Below are 25165 nucleotides of genomic sequence, written 5' to 3'. Positions count from 1 at the left end.
CCTAGCGGAAGGCTTGCAGGCGTCCGTCAGCCGTTACGACCAGAAGCGTGTCATTGACCACGATGGGATGGGCGGCCGCGCCATCGCGCATCTCCGCCGCACCGACCAGCGCGCCGGATTCCGGGCTGAACATGCGGACATTCCCGTCGCCGGATGCCACGATCAGGCGTCCACCGGCAAGGATCGGCCCGTAATGGGTGAAGACCGCGCGGCGGCGGCGCTCCCGATCATTGACGTAAAGCGGAAGCTCCGTACCCCAGATACGCGCACCGCTGCCCGCGTCGATGCGGATCAATTCGTTGCGGTCCGAGACGAAGAACAAATCGTTGCCCGTGGCGAGAACCGGGGAATAGGCTCCCTCCTCCGCGGTCCAGAGGCGGCCGCCCGTGCGCGGATCAAGTGCGACGACGCGGCCCGATTGATTGCCGGCATAGATGCGGCCATTGGCGATGACCGGATCGCCGGTGATGTCATTGATGTTGGCATAGGCCACGCCCGAACGTCCGCCCGCGACAGTCGTGGTCCAGAACGGCGCGCCGGAACGGCGCAGCGTGCCCACGATCTCCCCCGAGCCGAAGGGGAAGACCACCAGGCGATCCGTGATCGCGGGGGCTGCACCGCCGGTCAGGAGCGCCTCCCCGTTGGTGGCGGGCAATTGCCAGTCGATGCGCCCCGTCGCGGCATCCACCGCCCAAGCCTGGTTGTTGCGGCTGACGACATAGACCGTGCCACCATGGACCGTGGGAGAGCCGATGCCCGCGTCAAGCCGCTGGCGCCATTGCACGGCACCCGTGGCAGGATCGAGCGCGATCAATTCCCCGAAACCGGTGGTCGCGTAAAGCCGTCCGCCCGATACCGCGAGGCCACCGCCAGATACGGCCCCCCCCCGGTCAAAGCCCGGCTGCAAATCCGCCGTCCAGAGTGCGGCACCCGACGCAAGCGCCGTCGCAACGACACCGGCGCGCGAATCCATGGTGAAGACGCGCCCATCGGCGGCCACGGGATCGGCGGTGATCCGGTTGCGGCGCGAATTGCCGTTGCCGATTTCGGCCGACCAGATCGGCGTCAGGCTGCTGCCGAGGGCGGCATGGGGTGTGCGGTTGGTGGCGTCAAAACCGCTCATCTCCCACGCGCCGATACGGGTCACACCGGGAAGTGAGATGGCGCGCGGCGCATCCGCCGCGGAGGCTGGTGCCGATGCCTCCCCGGCGAGGGTCTGGGAGAGCGGCGTGTCGATGGAGAAACGTTCGCCCGGCAAGACCGTTTCCCGTTCGCAGGCCGCAACGAACAGGGTGGAGGCGATCAACAGGCCACCGGCCCGGATCATGTTCCGCGATTTGGTCGGATGTGCTGTGCTCATGGCCCGCGTCCGTTTGTTGTTCTTGGGGGCGGGATCGGCCGCCTTGCCCGTCATCGTCTCAATCCTTGCGCGCCTCGGCGGCTTATTCGTCCGTCGCTTCCGCGTCCTCGGCGGGGGCTGCTTCTTCGTCCGCCGTGGCGGCGTCTGCGTCACCGTCGGTCGTGTCCGCTTCGGTTACCCCGGCATCCTCCGCGGGAGTCCCCTCCTCCGCCGGGGCGGTATCGTTCAGCGGAGCGGCATCCTCTTCAACAGTCGCATCCTCTTCGGCTGGCGCATCTTCGTCCACAGGCTCAGGCGCCACTGCGTCCGGCGCTTCGTCCACCAGCACTGCACCACTTTCGAGCGCCACAATCAACTGTGCGGCGCGTTGTTGCAAGCCTGCCGTGGCCGCGGCACTCCGCTCGATGGAGCGCAGGCGATCCAGCCCGGCCTCCACATCTCCGCTGCGCACGTCCAGAAGGGCCAATTGCTCCTCCGCCAACGCCGAATAGGGCGCGCCGGGGGCGGCCAGCGTCTCAAGGATCAGGCGCGCCTCATCCTCCGGGGCCGGATCCAGCATTTCGGCTTTCAGAAGTGCCAGATCGGCAAACCGGCGCGGAAGGCCCGGGGCCGCGGCCGCCTCTCTCAGCCGCGTGGCGGCCTCGGACGGGTCGTCGCCATTCGCAGCCTCAGCTGCGGCAAGAAGTGCGAGGATGATCTGCGCCTCGGGCGTCGGTGTATCGACGGCCTGCAGGGCCGCGATGCGCGCCTCGGGGTCCTCGCCGTCCAGCGCGCCCAGAACCGCATCGCCGAACGCTTCCGCCTGGGCGCGGTCCTGCGCAGCCTGCCATTCGAAATGGGCGGCCCCCCCGACAATCCCGACGACGACCAGAACGGCCACCCATCCCCACCGGCGGAACAGCTTGAACAGACGGTCGCGGCGGACCTCTTCGCTGACCTCTTCGATGAAACTGTCGGTATTGGTCATGGACGCCGCCCACCCCCGAATTCTTAACCACTTGCCCGTGGCTTACCCCGGCGCGGTACATGGGGCAAGGCCTGCCGAACGATCGCGGCCCTGCCTGTTTTCGCGGGCGCGCGGCCGTCCTTGGGAAGAGTAATCTGAACCGTTCAGTTTAGACTTGTGGTTTTCTGAACCAAAAAGTAATCTGAACGGGTCGGTTCAGCGTATCTTCGTGTAGCACACACACGATCCTGTCGAACCGACCCAAACGCGAACAATATCTGTCCCGGAACGAACCGGCGTTCCAGACGAGAAAAGGCACATGCCATGAGGCTCTTCCCCCTGATCACCGCAGCCCTTGTCTGCGTTGCGCTCTATTTCGCGATCCTCAACCGGGACGCGCTTGTGAGCTTCGCCAGTGGGTTCGTGCCCGAACCGACCAATGCGCCGACCGAGGCCACACCGGAAGCAGATGTCGCCGACACCGAAGAGGTCACCGATCCCGATGATGACCGTATCCATGTGGTCGTCCGCCGGTCCGAGGCGCAAGTGACGGAGAATGCGGTGCTTTTGCGCGGCCGCACGGAAGCTCTACGTCTTGTCGATGTCGCGTCGGAGGCGATGGGGCGTATCATCTCCACCCCGATCCGCGCCGGTGCCTTCGTCGAAGAAGGCCAGGTCATGTGCGAGATCGACCCCGGCACCAGTCAGACCGCCCTGGAAGAGGCGCAGGCGCGTCTTGCCGAAGCGCGGGCTCGGGTGCCGGAGGCCGAGGCACGCCTGCCCGAGGCGCGCGCGATGCTGGCCCAGGCCGAAGCGCAACTGGCCTCCGCACGGATCGACGGGAATGCAGCCTCCCGCCTGAACGAATCCGGGTTTGGCTCTGACACGCGCGCGGCCTCCGCCGCCGCCGGTGTCGCCGGGGCCGAGGCGGGCGTGGAAAGCGCCATGGCCGGGGTTCAGGGAGCGGAGGCGGGCGTGCAATCCGCGCTGGCCAGCGTGCGCGCGGCAGAAGCCGCCGTGACCCGCGCTGAGGACGCCATTGCCGATCTGACGATCTACGCCCCGTTCGAGGGGTTGCTGGAAACCGACACCGCGGAACTCGGCACTCTGATGCAGCCGGGCGCGATCTGCGCCACGATCATCCAGCTTGATCCGATCAAGCTGGTTGGTTTCGTCCCCGAGGCGCAGGTGGGCCGGGTTGAGGTCGGGGCCATGGCCACCGCGCAACTAGCCAGCGGCGACCAGGTCCAGGGCGAGGTGACGTTCCTCAGCCGCTCCGCCGATGACCGGACCCGCACCTTCCGGGTGGAGATCATGGTCGACAATTCCGACCTGACGATCCGAGATGGTCAGACGGCGGATATCCTGATCCGGACCGAGGGGACGCCCGCGCATCTTCTTCCGGCCTCGGCCATGACGCTGAACGATGACGGCCAATTGGGCGTGCGCATCGTGGTGGATGGCGTGGTTGAATTCACGCCCGTCCAGATGATCCGCGACACCGCGCGCGGTGTGCTTCTGACCGGTTTGCCGGAGACGGCGGATGTCATCACCGTCGGCCAGGAATTCGTGACCGCCGGGGTCGAGGTGCGCACCACCCTTGAGGAGCTGACGCAATGACCGGCCTGATAGATTGGGCCGCTGGCCGTGCGCGCATGGTCCTTGCCTTCGTCGTGCTGTCACTGACGGCAGGCACGATGGCCTATGTGGGCCTGCCCAAGGAAGGGGAGCCGGATATCGACATCCCCGGCCTCTTCGTCTCCGTCCCCTTCCCCGGCATTTCGGCCACCGACAGTGAACGCCTGCTGGTCCGCCCGATGGAGGCGGAATTCCAGGATCTCGACGGCTTGCTCAGCATCAACGCCACCGCGGCGGAAGGCTACGCGGGCGTCTTCCTCGAATTCGAGTTCGGTTGGGACAAGGGCGAAACCATCGCCGATGTCCGTGATGCGATGGGCCGGGCGGAGGTGCAGTTTCCCTCCGGGGCCGAAAGCTATTCGATCAACGAAATCAACTTCTCCGAGTTCCCGATCATCGTGGTGGCCCTTTCCGGCGACGCGCCAGAACGCACGCTGATCCGCCTCGCCAACGAGATGCAGGCGCAGCTTGAAACCCTGTCCCCCGTGCTCGAAGCCGGTCTTGCAGGCACGCGCGACGAGATGCTTGAGGTGATCCTCGACCCCCTCGCGTTGGAAGCCTATGACGTCACCGCCGCCGACCTGATCAACGCAGTCGTCAACAACAACCAGCTGATCGCAGCCGGTGAGGTGGAGACGGAAAGCGGCTCGATCTCCATCACCATCCCGTCCAGTTTCGACAATGCTCAGGACGTCTACAACCTTGCCATTACGGTGAACGGCGACCGTGTCGTGACCTTGGGCGAACTGGCCGACATCCGGCTGACCTACCAGGACCGTTCCGGGACCGCGCGCTTCAACGGCGAGACGACCGTTGCCCTTCAGGTGGTCAAGCGGCAGGGGTTCAACATCATCGACACGGTCGCGCTGATCCGCGAGGAAGTAGACCGTGTGCAGGCCTCCTGGCCGGAGGAATTGCAGGCGTCGGTGAACGTGGAGACGACGCTGGACCAGTCGGTGCAGGTCGACGGCATGGTGCGGCAGCTTGAAGGCTCCGTCTTGACGGCGATTGCATTGGTGATGATCGTGGTCCTTGCCGCGCTCGGCACGCGCTCGGCCCTGCTGGTGGGCTTCGCGATCCCGACCTCGTTCCTGTTGTGCTTCATCCTTCTGGGCGTGATGGGCATCACCATCTCAAACATCGTGATGTTCGGTCTGATCCTGGCTGTGGGGATGCTGGTGGACGGGGCCATCGTGGTGGTGGAATACGCCGACCGCCGCCTGCAGGAAGGGGCCCGCCCGATGCAGGCCTATGCCGATGCGGCCAAGCGCATGTTCTGGCCCATCGTCTCCTCCACCGCCACCACGCTTTGCGCCTTCCTGCCGATGCTGTTCTGGCCCGGCGTGCCTGGCGAGTTCATGGGCATGTTGCCGGTGACGCTGATCTTCGTCCTGTCGGCCTCGCTGATCGTGGCGCTGATCTATCTGCCGGTTCTGGGCGGTGTGGCCGCACGGTTCAGCCGCGTGATCGACAACGCCTCCGCTTGGCTGAAGGCGCTGATACCGTGGTATCCCGTCCGCGCGCTCCTCGCGCTCGGCGGGGCCTATCTGATGTTCCTTGCGGCGCTTCAGGTCGTTCGCCCGGGCGTTCTCTTTCCCCTGCCCGATACCCTGTCGCCGATGATCGCGATGGCGATCTCCGCGGTGGTCTTCGTCCTCGTCTGCGTCGTGATGTCCGTCATCATCGCGTCGGTCCAGTGGCAACGGCGCGAACGGGCGGTCCAGGCGGGGTACAAGCGGACGCCGTTCGGTTGGGTGATCCACATGCTGACGGGCAATCCTGTCATGCCGCTCGTCTCCATCGCCGCGGTTCTGGGCTTCGTCACCTACACGTTCATGTATTTCGGAGAGAACAACAACGGCGTCGAATTCTTCGTGGCGACGGAGCCCGAGAACGCCATCGTCTATGTCCGCGCCCGGGGCAATCTTTCGTTGGAGGAGCAGGATGCGCTGGTCCGCCAGGTCGAAGAAATCGTGCTGGCCCATGAAGGCATTCGCGATGTGTTCGCCTTCGCCGGCAGCGGTGGGTTGGACAACAATACCGGCGGCGCGGCGGCCCCCGCCGACACGATCGGGCAGGTTCAGATCGACCTGGAGCCATGGGGCGAACGGGCCGATGGCGACATCATTCTTGAACGCCTGCAAGCGCGACTTGACCTGATCCCCGGCATCGAGACGGAGATTTTTTCGGCTTCCACCGGTCCTGCGGAGGGCAAGCCGATTTCCCTGCGCCTTGTCGGCGACGATTGGGAGGAATTGCAGGAGGCCACCGCCATCGTGCGCGCCTATTACGAGCAATTGGACGGCCTGATCCTGATCGAGGATACCCGCCCCCTGCCCGGCATCGACTGGCAGATCAATGTGGACGTGGAGGCCGCGGGCCGCTTCGGCGCGGATGTCGCGACCGTGGGCGCGATGGTCCAGCTGGTTACGCGCGGCATATTGCTCGACACGATGCGTGTGCCGACCTCGGACGAGGAAATCGACATCCGCGTGCGCTTCCCGGAAGAAGCGCGCGTGCTGTCGACGCTCGACAGTCTGCGGGTCAGAACACAGGAAGGTTTGATCCCGCTGTCGAACTTCGTGACCTACGAGCCGACGCCGCAACTGGCCACTATCGAGCGGATCGACCAGAGCCGCTTCTTCATGGTCAAGGCCGACGTCACATCCGGCCTGTCGGGTGTCACCGATGAGGACGGCAATATCGTCACCATCGTGCGCGACATGGAAGAGGTCGCGACAGGCGGCGGCGCGGATTTCGCGTTCGGCGATGCCGAATACCAGGTCTTCGCGGCCTATGACGGCCTGTCGACCGCCGATATCGAAGCGGGGCTGGAGGACGGCACCTATTCCCTGACCCCGGTCAACCCCAACGAGCGGATCACCCAGATCACCGAGTGGTTGGAAACCGAAAATCCCCTGCCCGCATCGGTCAGTTGGGAATGGGCGGGCGATCAGGAAGAGCAGGAAGAATCCGGCCAGTTCCTGATGGTCGCGTTTTCCGCCGCGCTTGGCTTGATGTTCATCATCCTGCTGGCGCAGTTCAACTCGATCTACAACTCGATCCTGGTGCTTCTGGCGGTCGTCCTGTCCACCACGGGTGTGCTGTGGGGCATGATCTTCATGGATCAGACCTTCTCGATCATCATGACGGGAACGGGGATCGTGGCCTTGGCCGGGATCGTCGTGAACAACAACATCGTCCTGATTGACACATATCAGGAATATTCCCGCTACATGCCGCGGCTGGAAGCGGTGGTGCGCACCGTTGAATCGCGCATCCGCCCCGTCCTTCTGACCACGATCACGACAATGGCCGGTCTGGCCCCGATGATGTACGGCATCTCGCTCGATTTCGGGGCGGGCGGCTATACGGTCGACAGCCCGACGGCCCTGTGGTGGAAGCAATTGGCGACCGCCGTTGTCTGGGGCCTTGGCATCGCGACGTTCCTGACGTTGATCTTCACGCCGTCGCTTCTGGCGCTCCGGATCTGGTTCTGGACGATCCTTGGGGCGGGCGCGCGTGGCCTTGCTATGGTCGGCGCCAACCGGATGAGCACGCGGGCCCAGGACTGGGCCCTGCAACGCCAGGCCCGGCGCGCGCGCGATCCGATCATTTTCTGGGACGAAGACCCGCGTCAGGATGAAGTCGGGGCCCTTGAAGTGCCCGAGGACGACATCCCGATGGCGGAGACCCTGACGGAAGAGCCGACGCTGCCCCCCGCGCCGCCGGACCTGCCGCCAGCCCCCGATCCCTATGAGGATACGGAGCTGGACAATGACGTGCCGCCACGACCGCCCCTGCGCGCGGCGGAATGACCGAAAAAGGCCGGGTTCAGATGGAGCCCGGCCTTTTCATCTCGGACCTGAGCCGCGTATCGTACCGGCGATGTCCACCGACCCCGCCCTAGACCACCGCGCCTTTCTCGCCAGCCTTCCGCCCGAGGACCGGGCGCGGTTCACCGCCCGCTCCGACCGGGCCGGGTTGCTGCATCTGGCGGGGCATGTCGGGCTGATCGCGGCGTGTGCGAGCTATGTGGCGTGGGGCGGCCCGCTTTGGTGGCTCGTCTTGCTGCCCCTCGGCATCACGCTCACGTTTCTGTTCACGTTGCAGCACGAGTGCACCCATCGTACGCCCTTCGCGTCGCCTTGGCTGAACGACGCGGTTGGCCATCTTTGCGGCATTGTCTTGGTGCAACCGTTCCTGTGGTTCCGTGCGTTTCACATGGCACACCACAAGCACACCAACGATCCCGAACTCGACCCCGAATTGTCGGACGGCAAGCCCGAGACACTCCAAGCCCTGCTGTGGCACTTGTCCACGATCGGGTACTGGCGCGCGAAGCTCTCCGTCCTGCTCGGCAACGCAAGTGGCCCGTCCCCCGCGCCCTTCATCGCGGACCGGCAACGCGGCCCGATCCGTGTCGAAGCGCGTGTATATCTGGCAATCTACGCGGCCGCCTTCCTCGCCATGGTCAGCGTGGCCCCGATCCTGTTCTGGATCTGGCTCCTCCCGCTGATCCTTGGGTTCCCGGTCCTGCGGCTCTATCTACTGGCGGAACACGACCGCTGCCCGCAGGTCGCCAACATGTTCGCCAATTCGCGGACGACCACGACCACGCGCATCGTCAATTTCCTTGCCTGGAACATGCCGTATCATGCGGAGCATCACGCCTGGCCCATGGTGCCGTTCCATGCCCTGCCCGGCCTGCATGAGCTGGCAGAGCCACACCTGCACACCAAGACCGACGGCTACGCCCGGTTTGCGCGGGACACATTCGAAAGCCGCGCGGCGGGCCGTTAACCCCCTTACGCCGCTTCGTCCGCCGCCTGCCGGTGCCACAGCTGCGCGTAGCGTCCGTCGCGATCCAACAATTCGTCGTGGGTGCCCTGCTCCACCACTTCGCCCTTTTCCAGCACCACGATCCGATCCGCATCAACGATGGTAGACAGGCGGTGCGCGATGGTCAGGACCGTTCGCCCCTCTCCCATCGCTTTCAACTCGGCCTGGATCTCCATCTCCGTATCGGTGTCGAGCGCGCTTGTCGCCTCGTCCAGCACGAGGATCGGGGGATCCTTCAACAGCGTGCGCGCGATGCCCACGCGCTGCTTTTCACCGCCCGACAGCTTCAGGCCCCGCTCGCCCACCATCGTCTCATACCCATCGGGCAGCGACAGAATGAAGTCGTGGATCGCCGCCGCGCGCGCCGCCTGTTCCACGTCGTCCTGCGTTGCGCCGTCCCGCCCATAGGCGATGTTGTAGTAGATTGTGTCATTGAACAGCACGGTATCCTGCGGCACGACGCCGATCTGCGCGTGCAGGCTCGCTTGCGTCACATCGCGCAAGTCCTGTCCGTCGATGGTAATCGCACCGTCGCCCACATCGTAGAACCGGAACATCAGCCGCCCGATTGTGGATTTGCCCGACCCGCTGGAGCCGACGACGGCCACGGTCTGACCGGCGGGAATATCAATGTCGACACCTTTGAGGATCGCGCGCTCCGCCTCGTACCCAAAGCGCACATTCTTGAGCTGTACGTGTCCACCGCGCACCTGCAAGGGACGCGCGTCTTCTGCATCGCGCACCTCCTGCGGCTGTTCGAGCAGATCGAACATCTCCCCCATGTCCACCAACGCCTGGCGGATTTCCCGGTATACGGTGCCAAGGAAATTGAGCGGCATGGTAATCTGGATCATGTAGGCATTGACCATGACGAAATCGCCAACGGTCAGTTCTCCCGATTGCACGCCCATCACCGCCATCACCATGACGGCCACAAGGCCGCTCGTGATAATCAGGGATTGCCCGAAATTCAGGAAGGCGAGCGAATAGGATGTCTTGAGCGCCGCTGACTCGTATCCCTCCATCGCGCTGTCATACCGCGCGGCTTCCCGCCCCTCGGCCCCGAAATACTTGACCGTCTCGAAGTTCAGCAGGCTGTCGATCGCCTTCTGGTTGGCGTCGGTGTCCTGGTCGTTCATCTCCTTGCGGATGCGAACGCGCCATTCCGTGACCTTGAAGGTAAACCAGATATAGATCCCGATCGTGACAGACAGGACGATCAGATAGGTGATGTCGAAAACGACCGCCAGGATGATGCCCGTCAACGCCAGTTCAAGGATCAGCGGCCCCACGGAAAACAACAAGAAGCGCAGAAGGAATTCCACGCCCTTCACGCCGCGTTCGATGACCCGGCTGAGCCCCCCGGTCTTGCGCGCGATGTGGTACCGCAGGCTGAGCGCGTGGATATGGCGGAACGTCTCCAACGCCAATTGCCGCAATGCCCGCTGCGCCACCCGCGCGAAGATCGCGTCGCGCAATTGCTGGAAGCCCACGTTCATCGCGCGCGCCATGCCGTAGACGACCGTGATCGCCACGGCCCCCATCCCCAGCGCCCAGGCGGGTGAAGCGCTTTCGCCCGACAGGAGGTTCACCGCCTCGCGGTAGAAAAACGGTGTGGCGACAGCGATCACCTTGGCCATAGCCAACATGATGAGCGCAATCACCACCCGCTGCTTCACCCACGGCTTGTCATCGGGCCAAAGATAGGGGGCGACCTTTCGGATCGTGCGCCAAGCGGAGCGGCGTTCGGCCTCCTCGGCGCGGGCCATGGCTTCGGCCTCTGCCGCGACCTGGTCTTGCACATCGGTGGATTGCCCCGGCTGCGTCGGGGCGGAGGTATCGGCTGGCATGGAAGCTGGCGTCCTGATCTGTTCCCCCCATAACTAGGCCCCGCGCAGGGGAAGGACCAGAGGGGCGGGGTCAGTTCGCGGCGGCCTCCTCCCCCTGATCGGGCATACGGAAGATCTGGCCGGGGAAGATCCAGTTGGGATCGCGGATCTGGTCGCGGTTCTCCTCGAAGATCTGAACGTAGAGAATACCGTCCCCGAACGTATCCTCCGCCATGCCCCAAAGGGTGAAGCCCGGCTGTACGGTAATTACGTCGATGCCCCGGTTCGCGGCCTGCGCCGGTGCTTCGGCAACGCGCTCGGGGTCTTCGCGCAGAAACGGCGTCTCCACCCGGCTTTCCACCGAACCATCGTCGGCCAGTTCCGCCACGGCCAGCGTGTAGGTCCCAGGATCGACATCGGGCAGTTGAAGCGACCACGACCCGCCTTCCCCGATTTCCCCCAACTGGATCGGCTGGTTGTTGAGATAGACCTGGATGTCCGCCGCCGCCGGTCCCCGACCGGCAAGGATCACCGCGCCGTCGGCATTGTAGGATATCGCGTCAAGCTGCACGGCGGTCAGGACATCGGGCTGGTTCCCGGGGCCTTGGGTGATGCGCAGGCCTTCCGGCCCCGCGATGACCACGGCGGGCGCTTCGGCGCGGGCCGGTACGGGCTGCGGCACCGGTTGCGTCTCTGACGACAGGTCCGCGACATTGACGGAGGGTGACGGGGCCGCCGGGGCCGCCGGGGCGGTCGCCGCCGGGTCGGGCGCATTGGCAAGGGCCCCGCTTGCGAGCGCCTGCGCCGTGGCCACTGCCGGTGTATCCGACGCTAAAATTTCGGTGCCATCAGGTGCAGCCGGCGTGTTCTCCTCCGGCAAGGGGGCAGTATCGGCCTCCGCCACATCCACTGCCCCGAAGGGCGCAACAAGGATCGTTTCCAATCCGGCGACGCTCACCTCGTCCGGGCCGCGCAATTCGACCGAGATCGTGCGCGGCGTCTCCGAGGGATCCAGGGACAGCAGCGCCACGAAATCGCCTGCCCGGTCGGCATCGACCAAGGCGATCTCCTGTCCGTCCAGCATGATTGCGATCGCCATTCCCGGCTCCGTCTGGCCCGCGATCACGGTGTTTCCGTCGGGGGCCACGCGGACAAGATCCAGGCTCGGCGCCGCGAATTGTGGCACGGTCGGCTCCACATCCGACGCCGCGATGTCGGGCGCTGTTGGGTCCGCCACTTGCAATGCATCGTCTTCGGTCATAACCGGCATGGCCGACTGCACCGGCGCGTCGTCCACCGGGTCTGAGCGGTTCATCACCGTGTAGCCGATCGCCCCGCCCACGACCAGGATCGCCGCACCCGCCGCCGTGGCGATTGCGCCGCTACTGGACCCGAACATGGCCGCGAGTTTCATCGGAGACCCCTTCGCTTGCAGCCTTCCCCCGCACCCGACCGCCCACGGCGCTTGAGTGCCTTGCGAATGCCCACTATCAGGGCGCAAGCGGGTTTGAAACGCAAGGTGTTGTGATGCGAAGGCTTTCGTTGTGTGTCTATTGTGGCTCTCGCGCCGGGGCGCGGCCGGAATATGAGGTCGCGGCGACGGCGCTCGGCCATGCCATTGCGGGTGCGAAGATGCGGCTTGTCTATGGTGCGGGCGATGTGGGCCTGATGGGTGCCGTGGCCCGCGCGGCCCAATCCCAGGGTGCGGAGACATTCGGCGTGATCCCCACCCACCTGCTTGACCGCGAGGTCGGCAAGACCGATCTCACCACCTTCGTCGTGACCGAGACGATGCATGAACGAAAGAAGGTCATGTTCATGAATGCCGATGCGGTCGTGGTCCTTCCCGGCGGCGCCGGATCGCTCGATGAGTTTTTCGAGGTTCTGACCTGGCGGCAATTGGGCCTGCACGACAAGCCGATTTTCCTCCTGAACACCGAAGGTTACTGGGCACCGTTATGCGCTCTCATGGACCACGTGGTGTCCGAGGGGTTCGCCGACCCAAGCCTGCTCGAGTTCGTGCAGGTCGTCCCGGATGTAGAGGCGTTGATGGCCGCCTTGGCGACCTAATCCTCCAACGCCCTGCGGTTCATCCGCCCCAGCTTGTCGCGGTAATTCCGGGCAAAGGCTGCATCAAGCGCGCGGGCGATCGCGTCCTGCCCTTCCAGCAGCGCGCGCAGCTTCCCTGCCTCGATCCGCCAAAGCTGTGCCGTAGGACTGCCGATTGTCACGGTGGCGCTGGCTGGCGCGCCGGTCATCACCGTCATCTCCCCCACGAAATTCCCCTCGCGGCAGACCGACACCACGTCGTCCACCACTTCAACATCCGCATGGCCCTTGGCGATATAGTAAAGATGGTCCACCGGCTGCCCCTCCGCGCTAAGCGGTTGGCCGTTGGGCAGTTTCAGCCATTGCCCCTGATCAAGCAGACGCCGCGCTTCGTCCCTGTTCAGACCCGGGAGGTGTTCGGACACCATCGCCTGTTCCTCGGCATTGAAAGGGGCAAGGAAGTTGCTCCATTCCGTGCGGTAGAGTTGCAGGAGGTTCACCGCGATCAGCATCAATGCCCAGAAGCTCAGCATGCCGTCGCCCAAAACCATCGTGGCCAGGACCAGGAAAAACACCGCCGCCACGATCACCAGCGCGCGCAGCCACAGGAATGACCGCATCAGCATGGCCAGCACCAGGATGGCCAATGCGCCGTTGAACAGAAATGCCATGTTGTCCCCCAAGATCACCCGGCACCATTGCGCCCTGCTTAACGTGCCGGGGTCAAGCCTTGCTGCCGCGATTAGGAATGCGGCGCTTCTGGAATTCGGTCTTGCTGCCTGAATGGCCCGCGGCGTCATAGGTGCGGTGAACTATCGTATTGTGGCTTGAGCTCATGGGACGGATCCCTCAACCGGCAATAGGATGCACCAGCCGACCCACGGCGGTCTCCGCTGGGATCAGCCATCGTCCAACTGAATATCGCCGCACGCCCCTTCGCAAGCAAAAGCCCCCGCTGGCTACAGCGGGGGCTTTATGAATGTCATGCGTCGGGCGTTGCCGCGTCCGCCACGATCTTGGCAATCTCGTCGATCGGATGATTGGTCAGGGTCTTGTCGACCTCCGCCACTATTTTTCCCGTCACTTCCTGGTGCATCTCCTTGCGCAATTCACCCAGGATCTTGGGCGCGGCTGCGACGATCAGACGGTCGAAGCGGCCTTTATGCGCCATCTTGTAAAGAATGTCGGCCATATCGGCGGCGAAGCGTTCCTTTTCGAGCCAGTGCCAATCGGTATCCGCCACGGCGGAGCGGTGCACGGACGGGCCATCGTTGAAGCGACCCGGCTTGTGCGTGCCTTGCTCGTGGGTGGGCGGATTTTCCTGCTCCTCCTCGCGGACGACAATCAGGTTCGGGGCGTCGGCGTCGCCGTCATTGCGCAAGAAAAGTGCCTTTTCGCCGTCGGCCACAAGCACCCAGGTGCCTTCGGTCAACGGGGACCGATTTTCGCGCACGTAGTCGATATCGGGATGTCGAAGCGGATCGGCCATGGTTACTTGTTCCTTTCGCCCAGATTGTCGGTGCCGGGCTTGTCCTCATCGGACTTCGTGACCCGTGTCGCCCCGGCGGACCCGTTGAGAAATTTGCGCATGTCGGCCTTGGTGCCGGTTTTGCGCGCAAGATCACCGCCTTCGCGACCTTGGTGATCGGGCGTCTCGGGCATGTCGCCCAGAAGCGCCTTGGTTTCGCTTTTTCCGTCGCTGGATCTGGCGCGTTCGGCCATGTCGTATCCTCCTTCTGCGGTGATCATCGGGTCAACGCGGACCCTAGGATTCCGGTTCCCGAAAACGCGAAAAGGCCCGCCGGTTTCGGCGGGCCTTTGCATTCCAAATCGGGACCAGGATCACATGCGCGAGGCGACGTTTTCCCAGTTCACCAGATTGTCGAGGAAATTCTTCAGGTAATCGGGCCGCTTGTTGCGGAAGTCGATGTAATAGGAATGCTCCCAAACATCACAGCCTAGAAGCGCTGTCTGATTGAAGCAAAGCGGGTTCACGCCATTTTCCGTCTTGGTGACGGCAAGGCTGCCATCGGCATTCTTCACGAGCCAGCACCAGCCGGAGCCGAACTGCCCCGCCCCGGCGGCGGAGAATTGCGACTTGAATTCATCGACCGAGCCGAAACTGTCGTTGATCGCGCTCTCCAGCTCGGACGGCATGGAGGATACGTCGGGCGACATCATTTCCCAGAACTGGTTGTGGTTCCACAACTGGCTGATGTTGTTGAAGATCCCGGATTGCGCGACCGCATCGGCATCGTAGGTGCCGGTGATGATCTCTTCGAGGGACTTACCCTCCCACTCCGTGCCCTCGATCGCCTTGTTGCCGTTGGTGACATAGGCGTTGTGGTGCAGGTCGTGGTGGTATTCCAGCGTCTCGGCGGACATGCCGTGGGCGGCAAGGGCGTCGTGCGCATAGGGAAGGTCGGGAAGTTGAAAGGCCATGAAGGGGTCCCCCTGTTTCGGTTCATGTCGTTGCGGCACAGATGGAGGTCGCTGGGGGTAAACGTCAAGGGGCCGGTCAATGTTCCTTTCGGTGACGCGGCTCAGCGCCCGTGCAGGAGGGTGACAAGCAAACTGCCCGCGCTCTGTGCCCCAAGAGGCCGCGGGCGGTTCGCAATAACTCGCTCGCGCAGGTACCAGGCCCGGCAATCGGCGCGTCCCACGTTGCTTGTGACTGTCGCGCCGTCCGGCCGTGTAATCCGAAGGCTCACGACAGCAACGGGGCCGGAGAACATGGCCCCCAACTCGGTACAGATGGCAGGCCCCGTGCGTAGCGACGCAAATTGCTCCACCGGGGCGTCTTCCGGCACCATGTATTCGATCACGAAGACCGCCCCGTCGACCCGCGCTGCCACGTCCAGCCCCGGCAAGGACAGCGTCATCCGCTCCGCCACGGCCTCAATCTGGGGCGTTGTGATGACGGGATTGAGCAGGCTGCGCAAACCCTGCGCCGCGATCCAGTCCCAGCAGATCGTGGCGACGAGGGCCAGGGCCACCCCGATCAAAGGACCCCGATCCCGGGTTTCACCGCGCAAGGCGCGCAACACGAAGAACAGCGCGATGAGCGCCGGAACCGTCACGAAACTCGCCACCATCAGCAGCCAGCGATGCTGCGCCCAGATGAAGTCTGCATCCATATAGAACCCGGCCTCCAGCTTGTGACCAAGCACCACGATGATCGCAAAGGCAGAAGGCAGGATGCCAAGGGCGATGGCAAAGACGATAAGGCCGGGCCCCGGCGCCTTGGGAAAGAACCCTGGCCGCGACAGGCCGCCCCCGGGGCGCGGCAGGGCAATGGCGGAGGAGGCCGCCCTTGGGCGTCTGGCATCATGCGGCATGGAGCATCCCGGTCTAGATTGCGTGCCGTCCGGTTGTGCTCGTTCAATTTGGCCAAACTATGACTGCCGATGCAGATGCAAGATCGCCCCGCGCTGCCTCAGGACATCCGGGCGCAGGCCCCGCTCGCGGAATAGGAGTTTCTATACTCGACCGGGTCGATATAGACGCGCAATTGGCCCGACCCCATCGTATGGACCAACCGGAAGGCCATGGTCGCCCTCTGCCCACCGCTGCCGCCCACATCTCCAAGGACGTAGTTCAGGCGACGGCGATTGTCATTGCCCCGGATTTGCGTCTGTACGCTCGACGGTCCGCCAACCCAGCCGTGGGTGACAGTTGCGTTGTCGCCGGAATACTCGATCAGAAACGACGGCGGCATCCAGCCATTGGTCCCACCCGATTCCGTGATGGTGCAAAGAAAGGATTGCGCCATAGCCGCCCCCGGAAGCGCCATGGCCACAACAAGTGCAAGCGGCCCCAGCCGTGAGAGTGGTTTTTTCATCGTGTCACCCGTTTTTTGTCGTACAAACAAAGGCTAACGGGGCGTGTTACCGCCTTCAACCTGCACGAGTGATGCATCCGATTAACCGGGCGCAGCCTCGTGATACCCGACTTCGCCACCGGGAAGCGCGGCGGTCAACAGCAGGTCGAACATGTACTGCGCGACGGATCGGAAGCAGATCACGTGGGCCGTCTCCGCATCGCTCAACCAGATCGCGGCGGCGACCTGCGCCAGACGTGTGCGCCGCATCTCTCCTGGTTGCAGCTTCCGAAGGTCCGCAGGGGTCAGCTTCCCCAGGACATCCTTGATCGCGGCCCCGTTCAGCCGGAAGACCGCGCGTGCGTCAGAGACGTTGACGGCCAGGTGATGAGCGTCCCCCAGCTTGTCCGACAGACCCGCCACAATCGTGTCGGCCTCGGCAAAGTCACACAGGATCAGCAGCTCGTCCGGCGCCATCCACGCGACGGACATCTTCCCTTCGACCACGCGCCGCGCCTCAGGAATATCCCGACCGGTGGCGGCCCTCACGGCCTTGCCCACCGCCGCATCCAGATCGGCTTTCAGCGTCACCATGCCGGTCAGCCCGGCCTCTTCCACGGTGACGATCCCGGCGTAATGTGCGCCGGGCAATGCGCTGGCAAGATCAGGCATTCTGCTTCTCCCCTTCCGGATCATAGAAGACCGCGCTCACGATCTTCGCCTTGGCCGTCGATCCGTCGACCTTGTTGAATTCCACCACCTCGCCCATGCGGTCCGGCCCGTTGAGAACAAGGCCCATGGCGATCCCGCGACTGAGCGTGGGGGAGTAGTAGGTGGAGGTTACGCGCCCCTGCACGTTGACCTGTCCGTTGGCGTTCCGCCCGCCCGCGATGCAGTAGGACCCGTCCGGCAGGACGGAGCCATCGACGGTCTCCAGCCCCACCAGTTTCCAGCGGTTCGGATCGGTCATGTGGGTCCGTTCCTGCCCGCGCTTGCCCAGGAAATCCTCTTTCTTCTTGGAGATCGCCCAGTTCAGCCCGAGGTCCTGGGGAATGATCGTGCCGTCGGTTTCGTCCCCGATCATGATGAACCCCTTTTCGGCGCGCATCACGTGCAGCGCCTCTGTGCCGTAGGGCATCGCGTTCCACTCGGCCCCTGCCTCGTGCAGAGCGTCCCAAAACGCGCGGCCCTGGCTGGCGGGTACGGCAATCTCGTAGCTCAGCTCACCGGAGAAGGAGATGCGGAACACCCGTGCATCGAAGCCGCCGATCTTGCCCTGCGCCATTGCCATGAACGGCAGCGCATCGGCGGAGAGGTCGAAATCCGCCCCAAGCTTCTCCAGCACCTTGCGGGCATTCGGGCCGACCACGGCGATCTGCGCCCATTGCTCCGTCACGTTGACGGTGTGGACCTTCCAGTCCCACCATTCGCATTGCAGCCAATCTTCCATATGGGCATGGACATGATCGGCCCCGCCGGAGGTCGTGTGCGCAAGGAACGTCTCGTCGTCCAGCCGCACGACAACGCCGTCATCCATCAAGAACCCGTTTTCGGAGCACATCAACCCGTAACGGCATTTCCTAGGTTTCAGGTTACTCATCATGTTGGTGTAGAGCATGTCCATGAACCGACCCGCATCGGGGCCCTTCACAAGGATCTTGCCAAGGGTCGAGGCATCCAGCAGCCCGAGCGACCGGCGCGTGGCGTCGATCTCCCGGTTGACGGCATCGGCGTGGCTCTCACCCTCGCGCGGGAAGCAATAGGGCCGCCGCCAGCCGCCCACGGGCTCCATGTAAGCGCCGCGCGCCTCGTGCCAGTCATGGATCGGGGTGCGGCGCAGCGGTTGGAAAATCTCGGCCCGCGCTTCTCCGGCAATGGAACCCATGGAAATCGGCGTGTAGGGCGGGCGGAAGGTCGTCGTGCCCACCTGCGGAATGCCCTTATTCAATGCTTCCGCCAACACCGCCAGCCCGTTGATATTGCTGAGTTTCCCTTGATCCGTTGCCATGCCAAGCGTGGTGTAGCGTTTGGTATGTTCCACGCTCTCATAGCCCTCCTGGGCCGCCAGCATGACGTCCGACACTTTCACGTCGTTCTGGAAATCGAGCCACATCTTTGCGCGCTTTTTCGCACCCGCCTGTGCCGGCATGATCCAGATCGGGGCCAGCGCCCCCTCCTCCGGAACATCGACCGATGGCGCATGGACTGTCGTGCCCAAAAGGTCGCCCATCCGCTGCGCGACCGAGGCAAACGCCGCATCGCCCTGAAGGCCCCCATCGGCGGCGCCGACGCAGGTCACGAATCCCGCGCCGTTCTGATCGGTCGGCGGACGCGCGGGATCGGGCCGGAAACAGGCTTGGTCCTCGTCCCAGTTCAGCTTGCCCCCACAATGGGACCACAGATGCACCACCGGCGACCAGCCGCCGGACATCGCGACCACGTCACAGGGGATTTCCTCATGTCCGCCGTCATAGCCTTGATGCGCCTGCACGCGGATCGACACGACCTGTTTCAGGCCCTTCACCTTCGAAATCGCCGCGCCGGTTATCACCCGGACGCCCCGGTCCCGCACCGCGCGGGGCAGCGGTCCGTCCACATCCGGGCGCGGATCGACAACGCATGCCACGCGCAGGCCCGCATCCAACGCAATCAGCGCCGTGCGATAGCCGTCGTCATTGTTGGTCACGACGGCCAGCGTATCCCCGGCCGCGACCGCGTAATTCACGATATAGTCGCGCACGGCACAGGCGAGCATGACCCCCGGCTTGTCGTTGCCCGGGAAGCTCAGCGGGCGTTCGATCGCGCCCGTCGCCGACACGATGTGATCGGCCCGGATGCGCCACAGGCGATGGCGCGGACCGTCTTCAGCGGGGCGATGATCGCCCACCCGCTCATAGGCCGTGACATAGCCGTGGTCATAGACGCCGGCCAGCATCGTACGGTTGCGCCGCGTCACATTCTGCATGATATCAATCTCTTGCAGGGCGTCGTTCACCCAATCCGCCGCTGGCTTGCCGTCGATCACGTCCCCGTCGACCGGGGCCCGACCGCCCCAATGGGCAGACTGTTCCACCAGCAGCACGCGCTTGCCCGCACGACCCGCCTCCAGCGCCGCCATCAGGCCCGCGATCCCGCCCCCGGCCACGACGATATCCACATGGGCGTAGAAATGCTCGTACCGGTCGACATCCATCGTTTCGGGATCGGGCGCGGCGCCCAGGCCCGCAGATTGGCGGATGACCGGCTCGAACACGTGTTTCCAGAAGGCGCGCGGGAACATGAAGGTCTTGTAGTAGAACCCCGCGGGCAGGAACCGGCTCACCAGCGCGTTGATCGCGCCCACGTCGAATTCAAGGCTCGGCCAGTGGTTCTGGCTGGTGGCCTCCAACCGCTCGAATAATTCCGTCGTCGTGGCGCGCTGGTTCGGCTCATGGCGCGCGCCGCTGCCGAGGTTCACCAGCGCATTCGGCTCCTCCCCGCCTGCGGCCACGATGCCGCGCGGTCGGTGATATTTGAACGACCGTCCCACCAATGTCTGACCGTTGGCCAGCAGCGCAGAGGCCAGCGTATCGCCGCCATGGCCACGCATCCATTTGCCGTTGAACGTGAATTTGACACTCGTGTCTCGGTCGATCAGGCGACCGTGGCTGGAAAGGCGGCTCATGTCTCGGGGCTCCAGTCGGGGCGCTTGGCTTTGATGGCGTCGATGATCGCCTTGGGCGGCTCCTGCGTTTGGGCCGAATAGGTCCCGAACACTTCCAGCGTCGCGGTATCGCGCGCCGCCAGAAACCACTTGCCGCAGCCCATCGCGTGGCGCCACCGCTCGAAATGGACGCCTTTCGTGTTGGGGCGCAGGAACAGGTATTCCTCGAACTGGTCGTCGCTTGATCCGGGTCCGTACCGCTTCAGATGCGCCTCGCCACCGGCGGCAAGCTCCGTCTCGCAGGCATCAATGCCGCAGACCGGACAATGGAGGGTCAGCACGGGCAAATCTCCTCTCGTGCGCACGCCAAAAACGCCGCCGGTCGCAGGACCGGGGCGCAGGAACGTGGTGTCAATGTCGGGACGCAAAGTCGTCCGGGCGCGCACAAGGCCGCCCGGACGAAGGCGCGGTTATTCCGCGATGGGTACAGCTGGCGCCGTTGGCGCGTCGTCAGCGGGGGCCACGGCAGGGGCCGCGCCCTCCTCGGGGATCGGCGTCTGTCCGCCGCCGCCCGCAAACAGCACGAACAGGAAGAACAGGGCAAAGATCCCGGCCACGAGAAGCAGCGCACCCTTGCCGGACCCGGTCGACCGGGACGGCGGCGCGTAATCGAAGGCCTGGTTACGGTGTTGGTTGTAATCGGACATGAGGCATCCTCCATTTGGATGGAGATCAGCCTCACGTCTGACGCTTGCGTATCAATCTCGGGGGGCCTGCCGGGCGCAAATGCGCCAAAAGGGGCCGGTTCGGACCTAAACCATGGGCCATTCATTGCCGCGTCCCGCACCTGCGGGGCGCTTGGCGAAAAATCGCGCGTCCTAGGGCCACGCGGCTTCATGGCCCGTTCCATGGGAAGCGCACACGAAAACGGCCCCGCAAACGGGGCCGTTTCGTCCGTAGGGTAGGACGCCTTACTGGTCGGAAGCGGCGGCTGCGCCACCTTCCGCTGCACCGGCATCGCCTGCGGCTTCACCGGCAGGGGCCGCTTCGCCACCGCCTTCAACCGTAACGGACAACGAGGTGCTGTCCCCGCCCGTGGCGGCCGGGCCAGCCGTATCGGGCATGCCCACGAAAACGAAATAGGCCACGACGGCAAGGGCCACGACGACGGCGCCAAGAATGAATCCGAAGCCACCGTTCCCGCTGGAATGTTCCACTTCGCGGCGTTCGATATGGGTCGTGTTGTCGGCCATGATATCTCTCCGTTGTCTGTGTAGTGCACACCAACAACGGGAACTCCCGCCCGCGGGTTCCACGATTTTCCGGCGCGGCAGATATTCGCCTGCATCAATGGGCCACCCCGGCGGCGACGCTTTCGTCGATGAAGCGGCCCTCGCGGAATCGGTCCATGCCGAATTCCGCCGTCAGCGGCGAATGCCCCTTGGCGATCAGCTCCGCCATGCCCCAGCCGGAGCCCGGAATGGCCTTGAACCCGCCCGTCCCCCAGCCGCAATTCATGAACATCCCCTCAACCGGGGTTTTCGAAAGGATCGGCGACCGATCCCCCGTCACATCCACGATTCCGCCCCATTGGCGCAGCATCTTCAGGCGGCTGAGCATCGGGAAGGTCTCGATCAACGCGCGCACCGTCTCCTCGATATGGTGGAAGGATCCGCGCTGGGTGTAGTTGTTGTAGCTGTCGGTGCCGCCGCCGATAACCATCTCGCCCTTGTCGGACTGGCTCATGTAACCGTGGACCGTGTTCGCCATGACGACCACATCCATGATCGGCTTGATCGGCTCGGACACAAGCGCCTGCAACGCCACCGATTCCAGCGGCAGACGGAAGCCCGCCATCTCGGCCAGCACGCCGGAATGGCCTGCCACGACGCCGCCAAGCTTCTTGCAGCCGATGAAGCCCTTGGACGTCTCCACCCCCTGCACCGCGCCGCCTTCGACGCGCACGCCCGTCACCTCACATTGCTGGATGATGTCCATGCCCATGTCCGAACACGCCCGTGCGTAGCCCCAGGCAACCGCATCGTGGCGTGCCGTGCCGCCGCGCGGCTGCCACAACCCGCCCAGAACCGGGTAGCGCGGCCCTTCGATATTCATGATCGGCACGAGCTTCTTGACCTCGTGGCGGTCGATGAACCGTGTCTCCACGCCCTGCAACGCATTGGCGTGCGCCGTGCGGACATAGCCGCGCACCTCGTGATGGGTCTGGGCCAGCATGATGACGCCGCGGGGGCTGAACATGATGTTGTAATTCAGGTCCTGGCTCAGCGTCTCGTAGAGGCTGCGCGCCTTCTCGTAGATCGCCGCAGACGGATCCTGGAGGTAGTTCGACCGGATGATCGTGGTGTTGCGCCCGGTATTGCCGCCCCCAAGCCACCCTTTCTCGATCACGGCGACATTGGTGATGCCGAAATTCTTGCCGAGATAATAGGCCGTGGCAAGGCCATGCCCACCCGCGCCGACGATCACCACGTCATAGGCGGGCTTGGGCGCAGGCGACCGCCACGCACGCTCCCACCCCTCGTGATGGCGAAACGCTTCACGGGCGATGGCAAAGGCGGAATATTTGCGCATGGGCGGGGCTCCGATCTGGTCCTTTTGCTTTTGGGCAGTGGCGCGGAAAAGAGGATACTCCGCGCGACGTTTGAATGGCTATTTGCGACCCGGGGTCATGTTGTCGCGTCCCGGCGGCTCCGGCGACCCACGGGCATGTGACGGATGTGACGCCGTAGCCGCTTTCACTCCGTCCGGGGGCGGCTTATGTGGGGACTGGACAGAAGGGAAGGACAGGAAAGAAATGGCGTTCTGGATCGCCGCCGGGTTCATCTGCCTTGTCGTGGCTGCACTGGTGGTGCTGGCCGCGCGCCGTCCCCCTTCGGACGAGGCTCCGGCGGCTGCCTATGACCTGAAAGTGTACCGCGATCAGCTGCGCGAGCTGGAGCGGGACGTGGCACGCGGCACCTTGTCGGAGGCGGAGGCGACCCGCGCCCGCACCGAAGTCAGCCGCCGCATCCTCGACGCCGACCGCGCCCTGACCGAGGGCACTGCCCGCACCGGCCCCTCGCCTGCCGGCACCGCCCTGATCGCAGGCGCCGTCGCGCTAACCGTGGCCGGGGCCATCTGGGTCTACACGCAGATCGGCGCGCCCGGCTATCCCGACCTCCCCCTGATGGAACGTGTTGCCGCGATCGAGGAGATGCGGGAGAACCGCCCGTCCCAGGACCTGGCCGAAGAGCAGGCGGCGGACCGCCCTGCCCCGCCGGTCGATCCCGAGCGTCTGGCCATGGTCGAACAATTGCGCACCGTGATGGAGCGTCGCCCCGACGACACGACCGGCCTTGAACTGCTGGCCGCGAACGAAGCGATGTTGGGCAATTTCCGCGCCGCGCGCCTGGCCCAGGAACGGCTGATCGCGCTTCTGGGGTCGGAGGCGACGGGCCGCCACCATATCGACCACGCCGAGATGATGATCCTGGCCGCGGGCGGCTATGTTTCCCCCGAGGCGGAGGCCGCGCTGCGGGTGGGGCTGGAGCGGGAGCCGCGCGACGGCACCGGGCGTTTCTACGCCGGAGAGATGTATGCCCAACAGGGCCGCCCCGACCGCGCATTGCCGATCTGGCTCAGCCTGCTGCAGGACAGCCGCCCCGACGCGCCGTGGGTTCCGCCGATCCGCGCCCAGATTGCCGATATCGCCTTCGCCGCCGGGGTGGAGATCGACCCCGCACTCCTCGACGGACCGCGCGGCCCCTCAGCCGCCGAGATGGAGGCGATGGACGGCCTCTCCGCCGACCAACAGCAGGCGATGATCGAATCCATGGTCGAAGGGCTGGCCAATCGCCTGGCGACCGATGGCGGCACGCCCGAGGATTGGGCACAGCTCATCACCGCCTACGGTGTTCTCGGCCGCTCCAACGCTGCGCAGATCGTCCATGACGACGCGCAGGTGGTCTTCGCCGACTTCCCCGATGCGTTGGAGATGATCGACGCCGCCTTCCGCGCCGCCATGGCCCAGGCGGGCTCCCAGTGATCTTCCCCGACCTCGATGAATTTGCGTCGACGCTGCCGCCGATGCGTGCGCTTCTCGGGCTCGATCTCGGCACCAAGACCATCGGCGTGGCCCTCTCCGACCGGCTCCTGAACTCCGCCACCGCCCTTGAAACCGTCAAGCGCCGCAAATTCACCCTTGATGCCGACCGGCTGGCCGACCTGGTCCGTCATCACGACATCGGCGGTCTGATCCTCGGGCTGCCCCGCAACATGGACGGCTCCGAAGGCCCCCGTGCTCAGGCCACGCGGGCGTTCGCCCAGAACCTCGCCCGGCGTCCCGATTTCGCGGACCTGCCCCTTGGCTTCTGGGACGAACGGCTGAGCACCGTTGCGGCAGAAAAGGCACTGTTGGCGGCGGATACGACCCGCAAGCGTCGCGCAGAGGTGATCGACGCCGTCGCCGCGGGCTATATCCTGCAAGGGGCACTTGATCGGTTGCGCCATCTCAGGAGCGGCACATGACGGATGACATCTGGACACGGGAGGAGATCGAAAGCCCCTGCGTGAAGATCTGCGTCGTCCATCCGGAGGCCCGTATCTGCACCGGCTGCCTGCGCTCCATCGACGAAATCACCCAATGGGGCCGCATGACGCGGGAGGCGCGACGCGCCATCATGGACGCCCTGCCCGCCCGCCGCGCGCAATTGCACAAGCGCCGGGGTGGACGCGCCGCGCGCCTGGCCCGCGACAGCTGAGGGAACCGTACGGCCCCCAATCGGTTGCTGCTTCGACATCACGACATTCGGAGGATCGAAATGGCCAGCTACAGCCAAGGTGACAAAGTGGAATGGGATTGGGGCAACGGCACCGCCAAGGGCACGGTCGAGAAAACCTATACCCAGAAAATTACCCGCAAGCTGCAAGGCAGTGAGGTGACGCGCGACGGCTCAGACGACGACCCGGCGCTCTATATCGAGCAAGATGACGGCGACGGCGTCCTCAAGCTGGCCTCGGAGGTCCGCAAGGCCTGAGG

24 protein-coding genes are annotated in these 25165 nt (G+C 64.7%); 8 read left to right on the top strand and 16 right to left on the bottom strand.

Features of this window, described 5'->3' with window-relative positions:
• Position 1: 1 nt before the first annotated feature.
• Together KUW62_RS07390 and KUW62_RS07385 are read right to left on the bottom strand one after the other, a co-directional pair.
• Entirely contained in the window at positions 2 to 1360 is a 1359-nt protein-coding gene (locus KUW62_RS07390) for a PQQ-like beta-propeller repeat protein (RefSeq protein WP_224814855.1), read from the bottom strand.
• An 82-nt stretch (positions 1361 to 1442) separates the two neighbouring features.
• Entirely contained in the window at positions 1443 to 2327 is an 885-nt protein-coding gene (locus KUW62_RS07385; RefSeq protein WP_224814854.1) for a hypothetical protein, read from the bottom strand.
• Positions 2328 to 2630: 303 nt separating this feature from the next.
• Here KUW62_RS07385 and KUW62_RS07380 point away from each other — a divergent pair, with 303 nt between their 5' ends.
• From KUW62_RS07380 to KUW62_RS07370, 3 genes are all read left to right on the top strand, one after another.
• The gene (locus tag KUW62_RS07380; protein WP_224814853.1) at positions 2631 to 3926 is read left to right on the top strand and encodes an efflux RND transporter periplasmic adaptor subunit; all 1296 of its coding nucleotides are present in this window, start codon (positions 2631 to 2633) and stop codon (positions 3924 to 3926) included.
• A complete protein-coding gene (locus KUW62_RS07375) occupies positions 3923 to 7762 on the top strand; it encodes an efflux RND transporter permease subunit (RefSeq protein ID WP_224814852.1) in 3840 nt (1279 codons plus the stop codon). Before KUW62_RS07380 ends, KUW62_RS07375 begins: the two co-directional genes overlap by 4 nt.
• A 70-nt stretch (positions 7763 to 7832) precedes the next feature.
• Complete coding sequence (locus KUW62_RS07370) at positions 7833 to 8747, top strand: fatty acid desaturase (protein WP_224814851.1); 915 nt, start codon at positions 7833 to 7835, stop codon at positions 8745 to 8747.
• 5 nt (positions 8748 to 8752) lie between these two features.
• Here KUW62_RS07370 and KUW62_RS07365 read toward each other — a convergent pair whose 3' ends face one another.
• Together KUW62_RS07365 and KUW62_RS07360 are read right to left on the bottom strand one after the other, a co-directional pair.
• Positions 8753 to 10555: an ABC transporter ATP-binding protein/permease gene (locus KUW62_RS07365; protein ID WP_224817062.1), complete on the bottom strand. Its 1803-nt coding sequence runs from the start codon at positions 10553 to 10555 to the stop codon at positions 8753 to 8755.
• 151 nt (positions 10556 to 10706) lie between these two features.
• A complete protein-coding gene (locus KUW62_RS07360; protein ID WP_224814850.1) occupies positions 10707 to 12029 on the bottom strand; it encodes a LysM peptidoglycan-binding domain-containing protein in 1323 nt (440 codons plus the stop codon).
• Between the two features lie 113 nt (positions 12030 to 12142).
• Here KUW62_RS07360 and KUW62_RS07355 point away from each other — a divergent pair, with 113 nt between their 5' ends.
• Positions 12143 to 12685, top strand: a complete 543-nt coding sequence (locus tag KUW62_RS07355; RefSeq protein WP_224814849.1) for a TIGR00730 family Rossman fold protein — start codon at positions 12143 to 12145, stop codon at positions 12683 to 12685.
• On the opposite strand, the gene KUW62_RS07350 is transcribed toward KUW62_RS07355, so the two are convergent.
• The 12 genes from KUW62_RS07350 to KUW62_RS07295 all read right to left on the bottom strand — a co-directional run bounded on the left by KUW62_RS07350 (position 12682) and on the right by KUW62_RS07295 (position 22719).
• Positions 12682 to 13335, bottom strand: coding sequence for a Crp/Fnr family transcriptional regulator (locus KUW62_RS07350; RefSeq protein WP_224814848.1), 654 nt, complete (start codon positions 13333 to 13335; stop codon positions 12682 to 12684). The two genes, KUW62_RS07355 and KUW62_RS07350, sit on opposite strands and share 4 nt — an antisense overlap.
• Positions 13336 to 13646: 311 nt before the next feature.
• On the bottom strand, positions 13647 to 14153 hold the full coding sequence (locus tag KUW62_RS07345) for a host attachment protein (protein WP_224814847.1): 507 nt from the start codon (positions 14151 to 14153) through the stop codon (positions 13647 to 13649).
• Between the two features lie 2 nt (positions 14154 to 14155).
• Positions 14156 to 14386 (bottom strand): hypothetical protein, encoded by a 231-nt coding sequence (locus KUW62_RS07340; RefSeq protein WP_224814846.1) that lies wholly within the window; start codon positions 14384 to 14386, stop codon positions 14156 to 14158.
• Between the two features lie 120 nt (positions 14387 to 14506).
• Positions 14507 to 15106, bottom strand: coding sequence for a superoxide dismutase (locus tag KUW62_RS07335; protein WP_224814845.1), 600 nt, complete (start codon positions 15104 to 15106; stop codon positions 14507 to 14509).
• 101 nt (positions 15107 to 15207) lie between these two features.
• Positions 15208 to 16002 carry a hypothetical protein gene (locus tag KUW62_RS07330; protein WP_224814844.1) on the bottom strand — a complete coding sequence of 265 codons (795 nt, stop codon included), beginning with the start codon at positions 16000 to 16002 and terminating at the stop codon, positions 15208 to 15210.
• Between the two features lie 98 nt (positions 16003 to 16100).
• The gene (locus KUW62_RS07325) at positions 16101 to 16505 is read right to left on the bottom strand and encodes a hypothetical protein (protein ID WP_224814843.1); all 405 of its coding nucleotides are present in this window, start codon (positions 16503 to 16505) and stop codon (positions 16101 to 16103) included.
• An 81-nt stretch (positions 16506 to 16586) separates the two neighbouring features.
• Positions 16587 to 17156 carry a sarcosine oxidase subunit gamma gene (locus tag KUW62_RS07320; protein WP_224814842.1) on the bottom strand — a complete coding sequence of 190 codons (570 nt, stop codon included), beginning with the start codon at positions 17154 to 17156 and terminating at the stop codon, positions 16587 to 16589.
• Positions 17149 to 20148: a sarcosine oxidase subunit alpha family protein gene (locus KUW62_RS07315; RefSeq protein ID WP_224814841.1), complete on the bottom strand. Its 3000-nt coding sequence runs from the start codon at positions 20146 to 20148 to the stop codon at positions 17149 to 17151. The genes KUW62_RS07320 and KUW62_RS07315 overlap by 8 nt, the downstream gene beginning before the upstream one ends.
• Positions 20145 to 20468 carry a sarcosine oxidase subunit delta gene (locus KUW62_RS07310; RefSeq protein ID WP_224814840.1) on the bottom strand — a complete coding sequence of 108 codons (324 nt, stop codon included), beginning with the start codon at positions 20466 to 20468 and terminating at the stop codon, positions 20145 to 20147. Before KUW62_RS07310 ends, KUW62_RS07315 begins: the two co-directional genes overlap by 4 nt.
• A 129-nt stretch (positions 20469 to 20597) precedes the next feature.
• Positions 20598 to 20834, bottom strand: coding sequence for a hypothetical protein (locus tag KUW62_RS07305; RefSeq protein ID WP_224814839.1), 237 nt, complete (start codon positions 20832 to 20834; stop codon positions 20598 to 20600).
• A 264-nt stretch (positions 20835 to 21098) separates the two neighbouring features.
• Entirely contained in the window at positions 21099 to 21380 is a 282-nt protein-coding gene (locus KUW62_RS07300; protein ID WP_224814838.1) for a hypothetical protein, read from the bottom strand.
• 94 nt (positions 21381 to 21474) lie between these two features.
• Positions 21475 to 22719, bottom strand: coding sequence for a sarcosine oxidase subunit beta family protein (locus KUW62_RS07295; protein WP_224814837.1), 1245 nt, complete (start codon positions 22717 to 22719; stop codon positions 21475 to 21477).
• 223 nt (positions 22720 to 22942) lie between these two features.
• On the opposite strand from KUW62_RS07295, the gene ccmI reads away from it, so the two are divergent.
• From ccmI to KUW62_RS07275, 4 genes are read left to right on the top strand one after another with little or no spacing between them, the layout of a single operon-like run.
• Positions 22943 to 24172 carry a c-type cytochrome biogenesis protein CcmI gene (gene ccmI / locus KUW62_RS07290; protein WP_224814836.1) on the top strand — a complete coding sequence of 410 codons (1230 nt, stop codon included), beginning with the start codon at positions 22943 to 22945 and terminating at the stop codon, positions 24170 to 24172.
• 41 nt (positions 24173 to 24213) lie between these two features.
• Complete coding sequence (gene ruvX, locus KUW62_RS07285; protein WP_255599334.1) at positions 24214 to 24654, top strand: Holliday junction resolvase RuvX; 441 nt, start codon at positions 24214 to 24216, stop codon at positions 24652 to 24654.
• Positions 24651 to 24887 (top strand): DUF1289 domain-containing protein, encoded by a 237-nt coding sequence (locus KUW62_RS07280; protein ID WP_224814834.1) that lies wholly within the window; start codon positions 24651 to 24653, stop codon positions 24885 to 24887. The genes ruvX and KUW62_RS07280 overlap by 4 nt, the downstream gene beginning before the upstream one ends.
• Before the next feature lie 60 nt (positions 24888 to 24947).
• A complete protein-coding gene (locus KUW62_RS07275) occupies positions 24948 to 25163 on the top strand; it encodes a DUF2945 domain-containing protein (protein WP_224814833.1) in 216 nt (71 codons plus the stop codon).
• Positions 25164 to 25165: the final 2 nt, after the last annotated feature.

The organism is Hasllibacter sp. MH4015 (assembly GCF_020177575.1).
GTDB lineage: Bacteria > Pseudomonadota > Alphaproteobacteria > Rhodobacterales > Rhodobacteraceae > Gymnodinialimonas.
The sequence above is the reverse complement of the archived record's forward strand: the minus strand, read 5'-3'. Positions and strand labels throughout refer to the sequence as shown.